General features: G+C 54.3%; 15 protein-coding genes and 1 riboswitch. Of the genes, 9 read left to right on the plus strand and 6 right to left on the minus strand.

The window, feature by feature from the left end; genetic code table 11:
* Positions 1-164 precede the first annotated feature (164 nt).
* The 7 genes from FJV47_RS04725 to pknB (FJV47_RS04755) are packed head-to-tail and all read left to right on the plus strand — an operon-like array spanning position 165 to position 9,495.
* Positions 165-974, plus strand: coding sequence for a DUF3662 and FHA domain-containing protein (locus FJV47_RS04725; protein ID WP_159610529.1), 810 nt, complete (start codon positions 165-167; stop codon positions 972-974).
* A complete protein-coding gene (locus FJV47_RS04730) occupies positions 971-1,450 on the plus strand; it encodes an FHA domain-containing protein (protein ID WP_159610531.1) in 480 nt (159 codons plus the stop codon). The genes FJV47_RS04725 and FJV47_RS04730 overlap by 4 nt, the downstream gene beginning before the upstream one ends.
* 3 nt (positions 1,451-1,453) lie before the next feature.
* Positions 1,454-2,851, plus strand: coding sequence for a PP2C family serine/threonine-protein phosphatase (locus FJV47_RS04735; protein ID WP_159610533.1), 1,398 nt, complete (start codon positions 1,454-1,456; stop codon positions 2,849-2,851).
* Entirely contained in the window at positions 2,848-4,245 is a 1,398-nt protein-coding gene (locus FJV47_RS04740) for an FtsW/RodA/SpoVE family cell cycle protein (RefSeq protein ID WP_159610535.1), read from the plus strand. The genes FJV47_RS04735 and FJV47_RS04740 overlap by 4 nt, the downstream gene beginning before the upstream one ends.
* Positions 4,242-5,702 carry a penicillin-binding protein 2 gene (locus FJV47_RS04745; protein ID WP_159610537.1) on the plus strand — a complete coding sequence of 487 codons (1,461 nt, stop codon included), beginning with the start codon at positions 4,242-4,244 and terminating at the stop codon, positions 5,700-5,702. Before FJV47_RS04740 ends, FJV47_RS04745 begins: the two co-directional genes overlap by 4 nt.
* Positions 5,699-7,549, plus strand: a complete 1,851-nt coding sequence (pknB, locus tag FJV47_RS04750) for a Stk1 family PASTA domain-containing Ser/Thr kinase (RefSeq protein ID WP_159610539.1) — start codon at positions 5,699-5,701, stop codon at positions 7,547-7,549. Before FJV47_RS04745 ends, pknB (FJV47_RS04750) begins: the two co-directional genes overlap by 4 nt.
* A complete protein-coding gene (gene pknB, locus FJV47_RS04755; RefSeq protein ID WP_159610541.1) occupies positions 7,546-9,495 on the plus strand; it encodes a Stk1 family PASTA domain-containing Ser/Thr kinase in 1,950 nt (649 codons plus the stop codon). The genes pknB (FJV47_RS04750) and pknB (FJV47_RS04755) overlap by 4 nt, the downstream gene beginning before the upstream one ends.
* A gap of 10 nt (positions 9,496-9,505) precedes the next feature.
* Here pknB (FJV47_RS04755) and FJV47_RS04760 read toward each other — a convergent pair whose 3' ends face one another.
* Both FJV47_RS04760 and FJV47_RS04765 read right to left on the minus strand, forming a co-directional pair.
* Positions 9,506-10,150 (minus strand): aminodeoxychorismate/anthranilate synthase component II, encoded by a 645-nt coding sequence (locus FJV47_RS04760; RefSeq protein WP_159610543.1) that lies wholly within the window; start codon positions 10,148-10,150, stop codon positions 9,506-9,508.
* A 176-nt stretch (positions 10,151-10,326) separates the two neighbouring features.
* Positions 10,327-11,130, minus strand: coding sequence for a class E sortase (locus tag FJV47_RS04765; RefSeq protein ID WP_159610545.1), 804 nt, complete (start codon positions 11,128-11,130; stop codon positions 10,327-10,329).
* Positions 11,131-11,350: 220 nt separating this feature from the next.
* Here FJV47_RS04765 and FJV47_RS04770 point away from each other — a divergent pair, with 220 nt between their 5' ends.
* A complete protein-coding gene (locus FJV47_RS04770) occupies positions 11,351-11,608 on the plus strand; it encodes a cell division protein CrgA (protein WP_159610547.1) in 258 nt (85 codons plus the stop codon).
* 57 nt (positions 11,609-11,665) lie between these two features.
* Here FJV47_RS04770 and FJV47_RS04775 read toward each other — a convergent pair whose 3' ends face one another.
* Positions 11,666-11,983: a multidrug efflux SMR transporter gene (locus FJV47_RS04775; protein WP_159610549.1), complete on the minus strand. Its 318-nt coding sequence runs from the start codon at positions 11,981-11,983 to the stop codon at positions 11,666-11,668.
* Between the two features lie 13 nt (positions 11,984-11,996).
* Positions 11,997-12,065: riboswitch (guanidine-III (ykkC-III) riboswitch) on the minus strand.
* Between the two features lie 2 nt (positions 12,066-12,067).
* Complete coding sequence (locus FJV47_RS04780; RefSeq protein WP_159610551.1) at positions 12,068-12,952, minus strand: ArgP/LysG family DNA-binding transcriptional regulator; 885 nt, start codon at positions 12,950-12,952, stop codon at positions 12,068-12,070.
* A gap of 71 nt (positions 12,953-13,023) precedes the next feature.
* On the opposite strand from FJV47_RS04780, the gene FJV47_RS04785 reads away from it, so the two are divergent.
* Positions 13,024-13,641 carry a LysE/ArgO family amino acid transporter gene (locus tag FJV47_RS04785; protein ID WP_159610553.1) on the plus strand — a complete coding sequence of 206 codons (618 nt, stop codon included), beginning with the start codon at positions 13,024-13,026 and terminating at the stop codon, positions 13,639-13,641.
* Between the two features lie 481 nt (positions 13,642-14,122).
* Here FJV47_RS04785 and FJV47_RS04790 read toward each other — a convergent pair whose 3' ends face one another.
* Positions 14,123-14,833: a rhomboid family intramembrane serine protease gene (locus tag FJV47_RS04790; RefSeq protein WP_235026341.1), complete on the minus strand. Its 711-nt coding sequence runs from the start codon at positions 14,831-14,833 to the stop codon at positions 14,123-14,125.
* A gap of 237 nt (positions 14,834-15,070) precedes the next feature.
* Positions 15,071-15,616 carry a peptidylprolyl isomerase gene (locus FJV47_RS04795; RefSeq protein ID WP_159610557.1) on the minus strand — a complete coding sequence of 182 codons (546 nt, stop codon included), beginning with the start codon at positions 15,614-15,616 and terminating at the stop codon, positions 15,071-15,073.
* Between the last annotated feature and the right edge of the window lie 154 nt (positions 15,617-15,770).

Raw genomic sequence — 15,770 nt, forward strand, 5'->3', positions numbered from 1 at the left:
TACTGCGTCATTAAGCAGGGCATACTCCTATCACTCACGTATTTTTCGGCATTTCCACAGCTGAAAACAGTAAGATCGATTATGAAGTTCTGTGTTCACTGCTTTTTGCCTTGAATGCGAGACACTTAGATAAGCAATGGACCATCAAGGAAGGAGCACGAATAATGGGCTTTCTCGACAATGTCGAACGCGGCTTAGAGAAGGTCGTCACAAGCTTCTTTCGTGGAACCAGCACCGCAGACCTGAAGCCAGTCGAGCTGACCAGTGCGTTGCGCAACGAAATGGACCGCGGAATCCTTCCCATCAGTGAAGGGCGCAGCCTCGCTCCGAACGACTTCGTCGTGACGTTGAGCAGTAAAGACTTCGCCACTGCAAAAACCTGGGGACGGGCCGTTGTTAACGAGATGGCTAAGGTCACCGCCGAACACGCCACCGCTCAGGACTACACCGTGCATGGCGACATCATGATCCACTTTGTTTCCAAGGATGATTTTAAACTTGGAGAAATGGACATCACCGGTTCCGTTAAGGAATCAAGCTCCAACGTCGTTGCTTCAGCTCCGGTGAAGATGCCGATTGGTAAGCCATCTTCACCTTCTTCAAATTCCAACGGGCAGTCACGCCCAACCGTGCGCCCCATTGAAGAAATCCCTAAGGTTCCTACGCAGAAGCAGGCGATCCTCGAAGTTGCCGGCCAGCGTTACGCACTAAACCACCACTCCATCGTGTTGGGACGTTCCGCTAGCACCGACATCCCTGTTGATGACACCGGTGTTTCACGCCAGCACATTCGCGTAGAAACTCGTGGCAAAACTAGCTTTGTCGTCACCGACCTAGGTTCAACCAACGGAACCTACGTGGACGGCAAGAAGATTTCAGCCGAAACTCGTATTTTTGACGGATCGATCATTACTATCGGCCAGACAAAAATCGTCTTCCGGCTCATTACCTCGAATAATGGAGGTCGCGCGTGAACGATCTGGTTCTCAGCCTGTTCCGAATAGGTTTTCTTGTCCTCATCTGGCTACTCGTTTTGAGTGTTGTTGGATCGATGCGCCGTGATTTGGCCGTTGGAAAACGAGACCGTACCGGCAAGCCCAGCGCCCGTCAGCTCAAGAAACACCCAGAGCTAGCCGAGCCTGAAGCTCCAGCACGCAAAGCTGCCACCACATTGGCCATCGTTGAAGGTCCTTTGGCCGGAAACAGCATTCCGCTCAACGGCCAACCGATCATGTTCGGCCGTGCCCAAGATGCCACGGTGGTTCTGGACGATGATTACGCTTCAGGACGTCACGCACGCCTGTTCCCCCAGGGATCACGTTGGTTTATTGAAGATCTTGGTTCCACCAATGGAACTTTTGTCGGTGAAACTCAGCTTTCCCGCGCCCAAGCAGTAGAACTAGGACAGCGGATCCGCATTGGAAAGACTGTCTTGGAATTGAAGGCCTAGCCTATGGGCCTCAAACTCAAATTTGCAGCAAAGTCTGATGTTGGACGGATTCGTAAGAAAAACGATGACTCCGCCTACGTCGGTGAATACCTTGCAGTACTCGCCGATGGCATGGGTGGCCACGTTGGTGGCGACGTCGCCTCGGCATCAACCGTCTTGGATCTTGTTCACCTAGATCATCCAGATATTGACGATCCACAGAACGCCCTACCCGATGAAATTCAGGCCGCTAATCTGGTTTTGAATGAACTTGTGGGTTCCAACCCAAAGCTTTCGGGCATGGGCACCACTGTGACCTCACTCCTGTTGTCGGGCAGCACTCTGCAAATGGCCCATATCGGTGACTCGAGGGCTTACCGTCTGAAAAACGGCACTTTTGAGCAAATCAGTCGTGACCACACCTTTGTGCAACGACTCGTTGATGAAGGTCGCATCAAACCAGCCGAGGCAGAAGTCCACCCTCACAAGAATGTGCTTTTGCGCGTTCTCGGCGACTCCGACGCGTCCCCAGAACTTGATGTTCAGCAAATCGAGGCAGAGCCCGGTGAACGCTGGATGCTCTGTTCTGATGGTCTGACCGATGCCGTGCCATTGCCGGTGATCGAAGAGATCATTCGCAATACCGCCGACATGGATGAAGCCGTGAATGATCTGGTCGCCGTCACACTAAAAAACGGTGCCCCGGATAATGTCACGGTAGTGATGTTTGAGGTCATCGAAGCTGCAGATCGTCAGGACAGTGAGCCTGCCGTTTTTGAGCCGGCACCGGATACCGCTCAGCTTTCTATCGCTGCTGAAGGCGATGTTGAAGCGAGCGCTTCGATACTGCGCCACGAGATTTCCCAGCGCCCTCACCTACTGGTGGGTGCTGCCCAGCTGGCCACACAAACCGGTCAGATCCCTGTGGTAACTCAGTACACCGGTGAACGTCGCGCAGCGGCGCTGCTGACCCACCGCTCACCTGCAGCGGGTCAGATCCTAGATCCGCTAGAGAGTCCGATTGCTCACCGTCGCTGGATGATGCCAATTCTCTTGACGCTTGCAGCCTTCCTCGTCGTGGCCCTGGCAGTGTGGGGTTACATGTGGACGCAGACCCAATACTTTGTAGGCACCGTGGATAACAAGGTGGCCATTTACAAGGGTGTCCCGCAGGAGCTCGGACCGATTTCGCTCTCTGAAGTTGATACGGTCTCTCAAGTGCCTATTGAGTCGCTACCGGAGTATTCGCGCCAGCGAGTTGAGGCCACGATCTCGGCTGATAACCGCGAGCATGCTCAAATGATCATTCAAGAACTATTGGTCACCGCGAAGCAAAACTGTCCGGTTCAAGCCCCGAGCGGCACCGACACATCGAATAACCAAGCCCAATTGCCCGCCTACTGTCTGGAGATCATGCAATGAACGAAGTGCAGACCGCCCCGGTACCACGGCGCAATCTTGAGCTAGTCCTGTTGGTCCTCGCCTTGGGCGTTGGAGCTGCAGCATTCTTCTTGGTGGGTAGCACTACCGAGGGCGTCGATAACACCGACTTCTATGTACAAATGAGCATCATGGCCGCCTTGGCTTTGGTAGTTCATGTTTTGCTACGCATCTTCGCCAAATATGCCGATCCGGTAATACTTCCAATTACCATCGCGCTGAACTCCCTTGGCCTAGCCATGATTCACCGCATTGACTTGGCAAAAGGAACCTCGCAGTCAGCGCGACAACTGTTGTGGACGGCTATTGCCATCGTGATTGCGGCGGCCGTTCTGTGGGCCGTCAAGGACCATCGCGTACTGCGCCGATTCACTTACATTGCCCTGCTGTTATCCATTGTGTTGTTGCTCTTGCCATTGATTCCACACTTTGGTGTCACCATCAACGGTGCACGAATCTGGATCCGAGTAGGTAGCTTCTCCCTGCAGCCAGGCGAACTGGCAAAAATTACGCTCTCGATCTTCTTCGCTGGATATTTGTCCTCAAACCGCGACTTGATCCTGATGGCCGGTCACAAGTTCGGCCCGCTGCAGCTTCCACGACTGCGCGATATGGCACCAATGCTCGTCGCGTGGTTGCTTTCCATCGGCGTACTGGTTGTCCAGCGCGACCTCGGTTCCGCAATTCTGTTCTTCGGCCTGTTTATCGTCATGGTCTACGTGGCCACCGCCCGTATCTCTTGGGTGTTGATCGGTCTGTTAATGGTGGTGATCGGTGGTCTGGTCGCCGGCTCGACCATGAGCCACGTGACCCGACGACTTGATGTATGGCTGAACGCTTTTGACCCAGCCATCTACCAAGCCAAGGGTGGCAGTATGCAGATCGTGGAAGGCCTGTTCGGCATGGCCGACGGTGGACTATTTGGCACCGGCCTTGGTGCTGGCTCCCCGTACCGCGTACCGCTGGCTAATTCGGACATGATTATCGCTTCCTTCGGTGAAGAAATCGGTCTGATTGGCGTTACTGCCATCGTGCTGCTGTACATGCTGTTGGTTTCCCGCGGACTACGCGCTGCCTTGGGTTCGCGAGACACGTTCGGCAAGCTTTTGGCTGCCGGCCTGTCCTGCACCTTGGGCCTGCAGGCCGTAGTCATCATCGGTGGTGTCACTCGATTGATTCCGCTGACCGGTTTGGCCACGCCATTTATGGCTGCTGGTGGTTCGTCCTTGCTGGCGAACTGGATCATCATCGCGCTGCTGCTCTTGATTTCCCACAATTCACGGCGCCCAGCCATAGGCGTCTCAGGACCCACCGATGAAATTGCAACGCCCAGAAAACCTCAAACTACGAGCACCAAGGTGGTGAAGAGCAAGTGAATCAGGCTATCAAGCGAGTATGGATTGCACTGACCATGCTCTTTGTCATCTGTCTCGGCGGGCTGAGCTACATCCAGTTCTTCGACGCTGACAAACTTACCGACAACGCGCTGAACAAGCGCCAGCTCTACCGTGAGTTTGACCTTCCCCGTGGTGCCATCTTGGTTGATGGTAAGCCCATTGCCGAGTCGGTACCTACCGACGACGGTCAGTTTGAATACCAGCGCGAGTACACCAACGCTGAGATGTATGCGCACCTCACTGGCTACTACTCGCTAGCAAACGGCACCACCCAGCTGGAGTCTTCACTCAACGACTGGCTGACCGGAAAGAGCTCAGATCTGCTCTACGACCGGTTGCTGGCCATGTTCACTGGCAAGAAGACTGAGGGTGCCTCAGTTGAGCTCACCATCGATGGCGATCTGCAGAAGACCGCTTTCAACGCCATTCCTGACGGCGTGAAGGCCACGGTTATTGTTACCGATCCAAAGACCGGCGACATCCTTGCTATGGTTTCTAAGCCAACCTACGACACCAATCTCTTGGCAGTGCACTCCACGTCCAAGGCCGCTGAGAACCTGAAAAAGGTCAGCAAGATTGACGGACTGAGCCCTTATCTAAATCCTGCGATTAGCGACCTAAATTTCCCAGGTTCCTCGTTCAAGATCTTGAGTACTGTCGCAGCACTGGAGTCCGGAAAGTACGACCTGGACACCACCATCGATAACCCGTCCTCTGTGCGGTATAAGAATTCAACGAGGTCGATGAACAACTTCGGTGAAGGTGTCTGTGCCCGCGAGCCTCGCGCCAAGTTGGCCTTCATTTTCGCGCAGAGTTGCAACACTCCGTTCTACGGAATCAGCAAGACCGTGGGCGCTAAGGCCTTTGGCGATGTTGCAGAACGCTTTGGCTTCGGCCAGCAGCTGAACATCCCACAGCGAGTCACCCCTAGCCAGTTCCCCTCCGACGGAGCCGACGAAGCCGAGTTGGCTCGTATGGCTATCGGTCAGGGCAGCAACAAGGTCACTGCGTTGCAGATGAACATGGCCGCCATGGCCATTGCCAATGACGGGGTGATCATGAAGCCAAACATGATCGACAAGGTAATTGCGCCGGATCTTCGCGTGATCGAAGAACCAAAGCCTGAGAAGTTCTCCACCGCTACCTCCAAGGAGGTCGCATCAGACCTCAAGGAGCTTATGGAAGGCCCAGTCACCCGCGGTACCGCGATGAACGCAGCAGTTCCAGGTGTGGACTTCCGAGCCAAGACCGGTACTGCCCAGCTGTATCAAGAAGGCGGTGTCTCCTACGTGAACTCGTGGATGACCGGTTTCGCTCCAGCAGATGATCCCCAGGTCGCCATCACGGTCACCTTGCAAGACGTAGATTACGACACTGGTCACAACACGACCGGTGCCATCATGAAGAAGATGTTAAAGGCGGTGTTCAACAAGTGAGGCCAATAACCGGCACCACCTTGGGCGGTCGTTACAAGCTCACCGACCGCATTGCGATCGGTGGCATGGGCGAAGTGTGGAAAGCTCGCGATCAAGTACTTGGACGCCTTGTGGCGATCAAGATCCTCAAAGAGGAATACACCGACAATGAAAGCTTCCTGACGCGATTCCGCGTCGAGGCCCGCCACACTGCCCTGCTGAATCACCCGGGCATCGCCGGCGTCTTTGACTACGGCGAAGAGCAAGGCTCCGCGTATCTGGTCATGGAACTTGTTCCTGGCCCGCCGCTGTCCACCATCATTGAGCGCGAACGCAAGCTCGAGGTAGACCGCACCCTCTCACTCATTGCGCAGACCGCTCGGGCCCTTGCAGCGGCTCACGAGCACGGTCTGGTGCACCGTGACGTAAAGCCGGGCAACATCTTGGTCATGCCTTCTGGCGTCGTAAAAATTACCGACTTTGGTATTGCGCGCCTGGCCGACCAGGTGCCGCTGACCGCCACCGGTCAGGTGATGGGCACCGCCCAGTACTTGGCTCCGGAACAGGCTACCGGACAGAACGCTACCGGAAGCTCCGATATCTACGCCTTGGGCGTCATCGGATACGAGTGCTTGGCAGGACGTCGTCCGTTCACCGGCGAATCGCAGATCGCCATCGCACTGGCCCAGGTCAACGACGCTCCCCCAGCGTTGCCGGACACCATCCCAGCTCCGGTGCGCCAGCTGATCATGTCGATGCTGGCCAAGAACCCTTCGGACCGCCCAAAAAACGCGACCGCTTTGGCCAAGGCCGCCGACGCATTACGTGCCGGCGACACCAACACCGCCACCATGGCTGTGCCGGGTATGCTCGCCACCGGTATTTCCGAGGATGCCACCCAAGCATTGAACTTGGACGCCGATGCTACCCGGGCGATGGATCGCATGGATTCGGCGCCAACTATGACCAATTCGATGCCTACCGTGGTTGAACCGACGCGCACCGAAAGTGGATTCACTGCCGCAGCACCTCAGGGCGCCAGCGGTTTTGATGATGAAGACGCCGACGCGCAAGATCCCGAGCAGCGCGAATCCAAGCGCAGCCCTTGGCTGATTCCGCTGATCGTGATTATCGTTCTTGCTGTGCTGATCGCACTCGCTGCATGGCTGGTCCCTGCCCTGACCGGCAACAAGGGTGATACTCCACCGGCAGCCTCCTCGAGCCAGAGCACCGAAGAGTCCACCGACCCATCGGAATCTTCGTCCCCGTCTGAAGAGACTACGGAACCATCTGAGGAAACTACCGCGCCTACTGATGATTCCCAATCTCCTAGCGAGAGCGAATCAGCCAGCGAAAGCGAAAGCCCTGAGTACGTTCAGGTGTCCTCTTCCTTGGTAGGACAGGATATTGACACGGTCACCGCTCAGCTTGAGGGCTTGGGGCTACAGGTCAACGCCGTAGCTAAGGAAACGTCCGACGCTGACCCTGGCAAGGTTATTTCGCTGAGCCCAACGGGCAACGTGGAAAAGGGAAAGACCATCACGGTCAACTACGCCATGGCTCCGGAAACCGTTGAAGTACCTTCGGTGGTTGGCATGAGCTACGAAGCTGCCCAGAAGCAGATTCAAGACGCCGGTCTTGCGGTATCCAAGGGTGCAGAACAAAGCGATTCCTCCGTAGCCGGTACCGTACTTAGCCAGAGTGTGACTGCTGGTAGCCAGGCAAAGCCAGGCACCACCGTTTCCCTCACGGTTTCCAGTGGTCCTGAAGAAACGCCGTCGGCCACCCCGACCCCGTCTGAAACTGCCTCTGAAACTCCAGCCACGTCGGCAACACCGAGTGAATCGGCTCAAAGCGACGCACCATGAGTGAAGTCGACGCGTTGCCGCCAGGTTTGCCACGCATGATCAATGAACGATACGAGATCGAATCGCTCATTGGTCGTGGTGGCATGGCGGATGTTTACCTCGCCACGGACCACGTGCTCTCCCGCAAGGTGGCCGTGAAAGTTTTGCGCCCTGATACCGCTAGCAACCCGATGGTTGTTAACCGTTTCCGGCGTGAGGCCAAAGCCGTGGCGGCGCTCAGCCACCCTAATATTGTCGCCGTTTATGACACCGGCGAGCTTCCGGCTACGGAGCAGCATCACGAACGCCTGCCGTTCATGGTGATGGAATATGTCAACGGCAAGACCTTGAAACAGGTCATCTCCGAAGGCGAGATTGAACCCGAGTTCGCGGTTCGCATTACCCGTGGCGTCGCTGATGCCTTGGGACATTCGCACGCTAATAACGTGGTGCACCGCGACGTTAAGCCGGCCAATGTGATGGTCAGCGACGCTGGGCACGTCAAACTCATGGACTTTGGCATCGCCCGGGCAACCGATAACTCCGCGACCATGACGCAAACCGCTGCCGTAGTGGGCACCGCACAGTATTTCTCCCCGGAGCAAGCTCGTGGTGAACAGGTAGACTTCCGTTCCGATATTTACTCGGCTGGTTGCCTGTTTTATGAGCTAATGACCGGGCGGCCACCATTTACCGGGGACTCCCCTGTCTCGGTCGCCTACCAGCATGTGGGCGAAATTGCGATGGCCCCCAGCGACGTAAACCAGGATCTAGACCCAATCTATGATCCAATCGTCGCCAAGGTACTGTCCAAAGATCGTGATGAGCGTTTCCAGAGCGCCGATGAATTTGCCACTGCTCTCGAAGACGCACTGAATGGAATTGAATTCCGTGAAGATCAGGACGTCGCGGCCCCGTATACTTTGCCGATTTACGGTACCCATGATGACACCGAGGTAGGTTTCGCTGCCCAGGCAGCTGAGCTGACCCCTGAGCATCCGGTGTTCCCTACCGAGCATGAACCGGTAGAAACTACCCGGCACAAGTCCAATCGCACCCTCATTGTTTTACTGTCGCTGATCGCTGTCATCGCGGTGGCAGTAGCTAGTTTCCTAATCATTCGTTCGATTCAGGCCGAGCAAGAGAAACGTGCTCCGGTGGCGGTTCCCGACGTCAAGAATATGTCCGAGGATGATGCCAGCAGCCTGTTGCGTGATGCCACGTTTAACGTCAAGGTAGAGCGTGAATTCGATGAGGATGTGGATGAGGGCAAGGCCACTCGTACCGATCCAACATCTGGTTCAGAAGTAGCCAAGGAATCCACGATCACCCTGTATCTTTCCGAAGGCTCAGAACAGCGCACGATCCCAGAGAATCTTGCCAATCAGTCTGAAGCCACCGCGCGAGACGCGCTGCGCGAAGCCGGACTGGTGGTAGGCAAGATTACCCGCGAGGACTCGGCGACTGTTGAAACGGACCGCATTATTGGCACCAGCCCAGAATTGGGTTCCAAGGTTAAAGCCGGTTCCGAGGTTGACCTGATTCTCTCCACGGGACAGGTTCAGGTTCCGGACTTGATTGGCAAAACCCTTGATGAGGCTAATCAGGAACTGAAAGATCAGGGCCTGGAGAAGATGTCAATCGACTCGAGCGCCGATCCAAAGATCACCGATGAGGTTGAACCTGGTCAGATTGTTGAGCAGAGCCCCGATGATTCCGGAACCATTGATCAGGGTGGCACGGTTTCCGTGGTTCTAGCGGAAGCTCCAGCGGAGCCGACCCCGTCTGAATCTGAGACTCCTAGCCCATCAGAAAGCAGCTCCCCATCGGAATCAGCTTCTGAGTCACCGTCTGAATCTGAGGACAATGAGAATTCAGCTGATGAATCGGATTCATCCGACGGTGGGCCTAGACAGGGTAAACCGTTGCCCTCACCAGAAAATCCTGACGAGGGCAACGATAATTAGTTCTTAGCGACTATTCGCCACTGAACAATGGACTCAGGGTAGCGGCCTTCTGTGCCGCTCCCTGAAGTCCTACAAATTCCAGCCAGTTACCCAGCATTTGGTAGCCCTGTTCGGTTAGCACCGACTCTGGGTGGTACTGCAGACCCCATAGCGGTGCATCGCGGTGCGCCAGGGCCATGATGACTCCCCCAGCAGTCTCAGCAATGATTTCCAACTCTTCTGGGATGCTCTCACGCACGGCCGCCAACGAATGATAACGGGTAGCCGTAAATGGGTTGGCCACATTTTTGAAGACCGGGTGGTTTTCATGATGCACCAGCGAAGTCTTGCCGTGCATCAGTTCCTCGGCATGGGTTACCGTTCCACCGTAGGCTTCGGCTAACGCCTGATGCCCAAGGCAGACACCCATCATGGGCTTGTTCTGCACACCGCACCACTTGATCAGTTCGATACTCACGCCGGCGCCCGCTGGATCGCCAGGGCCTGGAGAGATTAAGACGCCATCATAGTCAGCGGCTAGCTCGATCGCTTCTTGCGCGCTGAGGTCGTCATTGCGGTACACAGTTGTCTGTGCGCCGAGCTCCTGCAGGTAGCCCACGAGGGTGTAGACAAAACTGTCGTAGTTATCGATCACTAAGATCTTGGTGCTGCTCACGAGGTACTCTGGCCAATCGTAGAATCGGTGAAGGGGCTGATGTACTGATTCAGCCACGGAAAAACGTACACCATCAGTAATAGCACGATGGCAGCGATGACAATTAATGCTTCAATAATGCGAAGCCACAAGGGACCGGGTAGGTTCCGAAAAATCCAGGCATACATTGTTTCCTCCTAACTCGTTGCGTCGATAACCATGTCGCGGATTTCCTTTGGCGGACCGGCATCAGGTGGTTGCCAATCAGTAAGCTCCGAGTAGGCAATCATTCGCTGTTGGGTCGTATATTTCGGGTGGCATGTAGTCATCGTCAAGATCGTTTTGGTCGGCTTCACTCCCCACTGATGTGGGGTGGGTAGTAAGACATCACCGTTAGAAGGAGCGACAACTTCAGTGGCATACCAGGTGTAGGTGTAATATCCTTCTGCGGTCTGCAGATAGATCTTGTCGCCCTTTTGCAACTTGTCGATGTCCCAGAAAACCTGACCGTGTGTTTGACGGTGAGCAGCCACCGCAAAGTTCCCCAATTCCCCAGGCTGCTGAGTTGTTGGGTAATGGCCAATGCCGAGATTATCGATGACGTGATCATCCACACCCGAGGTCACCGGGTGATGGGATCCTCCGTTGCCAAAGCGCGGGAAGTACATGATCCCAAAAGTACTGCCAGGGGTAATCTTGGTGACCGGTGCTGGTCCGTAATCTTTGGGTTCTTCTTTTTCCTGCTCAGAATCTCCCTGCGAAGAATCTCCCGGTTCATTTGGAATAACCACGTCACCCAGTTCTTGAACAAGTCCTTGAGTAGCTTCCTTCTGAGCATTGGCGGAATCGATGTTGGTCCACCACAGTTCCCATGCGACATACAGCATGAGCAAGATCCCCAAGGTAATGAACAGTTCACCAAGAAATCCGAGAATGACATTTCCCGCGGAGCGAGGACGATGCCTTGCCCGACGCCCCCGTGCTGTGAGATCTCGATTCACGGCTCTGCGACTCCTTCAGAAACTTGTACTTAAGAATGTGTCAATCTACTTGGAGCATCGCAGGCCAAAACCCGATAGTTCTCAGGTGTTACGGCTAGTATGGAAGCTACGTAGGAATGCAACAAGCAGTTCTGAGCATCCTTGTGCCCAAGCCTACCGGGAAGACCTTTCGTCTCCCACCTTTACTACATGAAGCAGATGAAGCCGAGGGAGCATTCGAGTGCCGGAGTCAAAACCACGACGCAAGAACAAAACGCAGGATGCCACTGAGCGCCAGCGAGCCCACTCCATTGACGCGCCTATGCCAGGTTGGTACAAGCCTGTCATGTTTGGCCTAATGCTCCTTGGTCTGCTGTGGATCATTGTGTATTACATTTCGCAGACTATGTTCCCAATCCCCAACATCGGTGGATGGAACATTGTTGTTGGATTCGGCATCGCGATGGTCGGATTCTTCATGACAACAGGCTGGAAATAGCACTAACGTCGGTCCCCACAGGGACCGACGTTAGTTCGTTAAAGCTCTCGAGGTGCTTTAGTGGCTGACGGCTTTGAGTCCAATGACGCAACCGACCAAGCCAAGAATGAATACCATTTTGAGCACAGAGAATGCCTCCTGTCCGGTGACCATGGAGTAGATCACCGCGAGGGAAGCACCCACACCTACCCAAATTGCATAGGCAGTACCTACCGGGATCTCTTTCATGGCGTAGGCAAGTCCCGCCATCGAGACTACCAATCCAGCAAAAAAGATGATGCTGGGAACTAACTTCGACAAGCCATCACTCATGCCAAGGGCAACGGCCCAGACGGCTTCGAAAACACCGGAAACAATTAGAACTAACCAATACATGCCAGGATCCTTCACTGGCCGTCTTGTCGATCTCCGGGTACGGCTCCCTCGTCCGGGCGTAGGCTTTGTTTACCTACGTCGCGTTCAGGGTATCAAATGCAATTCGTGCGCACGCGCGGCTGTGACCAAAATGTCATCAATCGTGCTCAAGATTTTCGAATCCACGGCCCATCGCTGCAGGTACAACGGAACATCGGTAAACCATTGATCATGTAGGACCTCGAGCCGATCAGATTGCGCAAGTTGCAGTTCGGGAATCATCCCCCATCCCATTCCAGCTTTAACGGCGCTCACGTACTTCAGCGAGTCAGGAACATGATGGACCTGTGCTTCAGGCCGTTGGCCCGAACCGGCTAGGCGCTCGAGCATCCGGTATTGCAATGGATCCTCGCGGTCAAAAACGACCATCGGTGTTCTCGCCAAGGCTCGTGGATTCGGTTTCGCAAGGTAACGCTGAACAATGCGTGGCGCTGCCGCCGCGCGGTATCGCATGGCACCAAGCTTCTTGCTTACGCAACCTTGAAGCGCTTCAGAAGTCGTAGTGACCACAGCGCTGACTCGTCCACTGCGAAGCAGTTCCAGTCCCCTATGTTCATCGGTTCGCAGGATTTCAACCGATAGGTTCTCGAGCTCTGCCAACTGTTCAAATACAGGTGAAAACCAGGTGGACAAAGAATCAGCGTTCACACCGATAGCCACCGACAGTGGTGATTCATCTGAAATTTCTCTTGCGAACTCGGCACTAAGTAGCGACATTTGACGCGCGTAGCGCAGCACCTTGTATCCCTGTTCTGTTGGCATCACCGGTCGACTTCTGATCAACAGAATCGCACCGATTCTATTTTCTAGGGCCTTGATGCGCTGACTCACGGCAGAGGCAGTCACGCCCAAGTCAATAGAAGCATCGTCAAAGCTTCCAGTATCTATCACAGCTAAGAGGGTCTCGAGGTGTTCAACGTCGATATTCACATTAGGAACTCTAATCTAGAATGAGAAAGTTAAGTTCGACTTAGGTAAGAGACTCTCATACGGTTTTCTTCATGACTCCTGCACCGTTTCTCCTCGGCTTAACAACTGGGTTGTCGCTGATCGTTGCCATCGGCGCACAAAATGCCTTTGTGCTCCGTCAGGGAATTCGAAAAGAGCATGTTTTCGTCACTGCTACAGTCTGTGCACTATCCGATGCTGTTCTCATCGGTGCGGGAGTTAACGGGATGGGCGTTCTAGTTGAGCGACTGCCCTGGCTGCTAACCATTGCTCGACTGGGTGGCTTCTTGTTCCTTGCCACCTACGCTGTATTCGCATTCCGCCGGTCTCTCAAACCTGACGCGCTCAAAGTTTCAGTATCAAACCGATCGGTCACGACCCTTTCTATTATTGGTACAACACTGGCTTTGACGTGGCTCAATCCCCATGTCTATATCGACACGGTGCTATTACTCGGATCGGTGGCCGTAGCTCAAGGCCAAGGCGCTCCCTGGTTCGCCTTTGGCGCCATCCTTGCTAGCTTCATCTGGTTTTTCTTGCTTGCCTATGCGGCCCGACTACTCGCGCCACTATTCGCAAAGCCGAAAGCTTGGCAAGTCCTCGACTTCACCATCGGGATCCTCATGTTGCTATTCGCAACGTTGCTCATTTGGCCGATTTTCACCAAGTAATCCACAGCACCCCCGGGTTATCCACACCCAGTGTGCACAACTCCCATCAACAGTTGTTCACAAACTTATCCACAAGTGGGGACAAGTTCGATGATACTACTGGCATAAAACTGTTTGCACTAGTCAAATTGCCTATTGGTGAATCAAATGACACGGTTGTAAGTTATTAACACTGTGGATTTAGGCTGTGGATAGTCGTGCAATGTGTGCTATTTGCAGCCAATCCTGCTAATCGGTTAAACTTTCGAACCTCAAGTTATTAACAAGCCGCCGGTTCGTATATGCGCTATCTACAGGGGTTGTTTAAAAGTTATCCACAACTGGGGACAAGGTTGTGAGTATTGCTTAACTCCCCCGGAATATCCTTGGTTTCAAGGGCATCCACGCCTGTTAATATCTCCACAACCTCACAAGTTACATGGCTGTAAGTTATTAACAGTGTGGATAATCTGTGTGGATAACGAATGTGCGTGTTTTCGAACTAGCCTACGGAGTATTTGACCGACTGCATAGCTAGATACACAGCGGTCAGGAGAATGACCGATAAAGCAGTCAACAAGACCAGCTGTATTCGCGAACGCTGTGGATTACTTCGAGGAATCATCACAATGCTCGCCGAGGCGATGATGCCAGTGATCGCACCACCTAGGTGTCCCTGCCAAGAGATCCCCGAAACGACAAAGCCAAGCACGATGTTCAGTACCAGAATGATGCCCATCTGACGTAACGCTTGCTTGTTAGAGCGGAAAACAACAAATGTTGCCAGGAAGAGGCCAGCCAGCGCTCCGGACGCACCTAATGTGGCGCTCAATGGCTCGCTGAGCAGTAATATGCCGAGGGATCCGCCGATAGCGCTGAGCAGATACAACCAAGCAAATCGCAACCGACCTAGACGAGGTTCGAGCAATGTACCGAAAATATAGATTCCGTACATGTTCATAGCCAAGTGCAGGAATGAACCCATTGAGTGAGCAAAAGCGCTGGTAATTAGACGCCATGGTTCATAGGCAGCGATCGCAGGGGCCAGAACCAACGAGTTGGTGAATCCCGGAATGATCCACTGCAACAGGTACACAAAGACGTTCAGTGCGATAACAATGTAGGTGACTACCGGTGCGCCGGCTCGCAGCCGTCCCCCGAATTCCGTCTTCTGCTGGGGAATTCGTCGGTTAGCTTCGGCCACACATTCCACGCACTGCACACCTACCGGAGCTGATACCTGACATTGCGGACATACCGGGCGACCGCACCTGTTGCAGGAAACGTAAGCAACCGTGTCCGGATGACGATAGCATGTCGGAGCCACTTGGCTCTGAGGGTTGATCTGCCCGTAGGACATCAGTACCTGCCTTGTGTAGAAGTGCTTAAACTTCAGGCCCCGACAACGCCACTAGGTGGATCGTCGGGGCCTGAGCTTTTGGAGTCGGTGTTACAGAGTCTCGATATCGACCGAGTTGATAACAACGTCCTCCAGTGGCTTGTCACGGCCATCGGTTGCTACAGCGTTCAGAGCGTCGACAACCTTACGGGAGTCTGCATCAATAACTTCACCGAAGATGGTGTGCTTGCCCTGCAGCCAGGTGGTTGGAACGGTGGTGATGAAGAACTGCGAACCGTTGGTTCCACGGCCCATGCGGATACCCGCGTTAGCCATGGCCAGCTTGTATGGCTCGTTGAAGTTCAGTTCTGGGTGGATCTCATCGTCGAACTGGTAGCCTGGGCCGCCGAAGCCCTGGCCCAGTGGGTCGCCACCCTGAATCATGAAGTCAGAGATGATGCGGTGGAAGATGGTTCCGCTGTACAGCGGGGTGTTGGTCTTCTTGTCACCGGACTCTGGGTGTACCCACTCCTGCTCACCGGTTGAGAGGCCAACGAAGTTCTTTACGGTCTTAGGTGCGTGGTTGCCGAAGAGATCGACAACAATATCGCCCAAAGTAGTGTGAATCGTGGCTTTATGAGTTGCGTTTGCGGTCATGTCTACATTGTTCCATGATCAGGGCGTGACCCGCTAAAAACTGACGTACGCGTTGAGTGAAAATTTAGAACAATCTCTGATGGCATCCGGGCTAACACTGGCTTGCACCGCCGTATCTGCATAGTCTTGGACTGTCGGAGACCGTGATCGACTT

The organism is Glutamicibacter sp. JC586 (assembly GCF_009805585.1).
Classification (GTDB): Bacteria; Actinomycetota; Actinomycetes; order Actinomycetales; family Micrococcaceae; genus Glutamicibacter.

What these genes read in the sequence shown, in the direction of transcription:
- FJV47_RS04725 (WP_159610529.1), top strand. Translation starts at nt 165, where the DNA reads ATGGGCTTTCTCGACAATGTCGAACGCGGCTTAGAGAAGGTCGTCACA.
- FJV47_RS04735 (WP_159610533.1), top strand. Translation starts at nt 1,454, where the DNA reads ATGGGCCTCAAACTCAAATTTGCAGCAAAGTCTGATGTTGGACGGATT.
- FJV47_RS04740 (WP_159610535.1), top strand. Translation starts at nt 2,848, where the DNA reads ATGAACGAAGTGCAGACCGCCCCGGTACCACGGCGCAATCTTGAGCTA.
- pknB (WP_159610541.1), top strand. Translation starts at nt 7,546, where the DNA reads ATGAGTGAAGTCGACGCGTTGCCGCCAGGTTTGCCACGCATGATCAAT.
- FJV47_RS04775 (WP_159610549.1), bottom strand. Translation starts at nt 11,983, where the DNA reads ATGTATTGGTTAGTTCTAATTGTTTCCGGTGTTTTCGAAGCCGTCTGG.
- FJV47_RS04785 (WP_159610553.1), top strand. Translation starts at nt 13,024, where the DNA reads ATGACTCCTGCACCGTTTCTCCTCGGCTTAACAACTGGGTTGTCGCTG.
- FJV47_RS04795 (WP_159610557.1), bottom strand. Translation starts at nt 15,616, where the DNA reads ATGACCGCAAACGCAACTCATAAAGCCACGATTCACACTACTTTGGGC.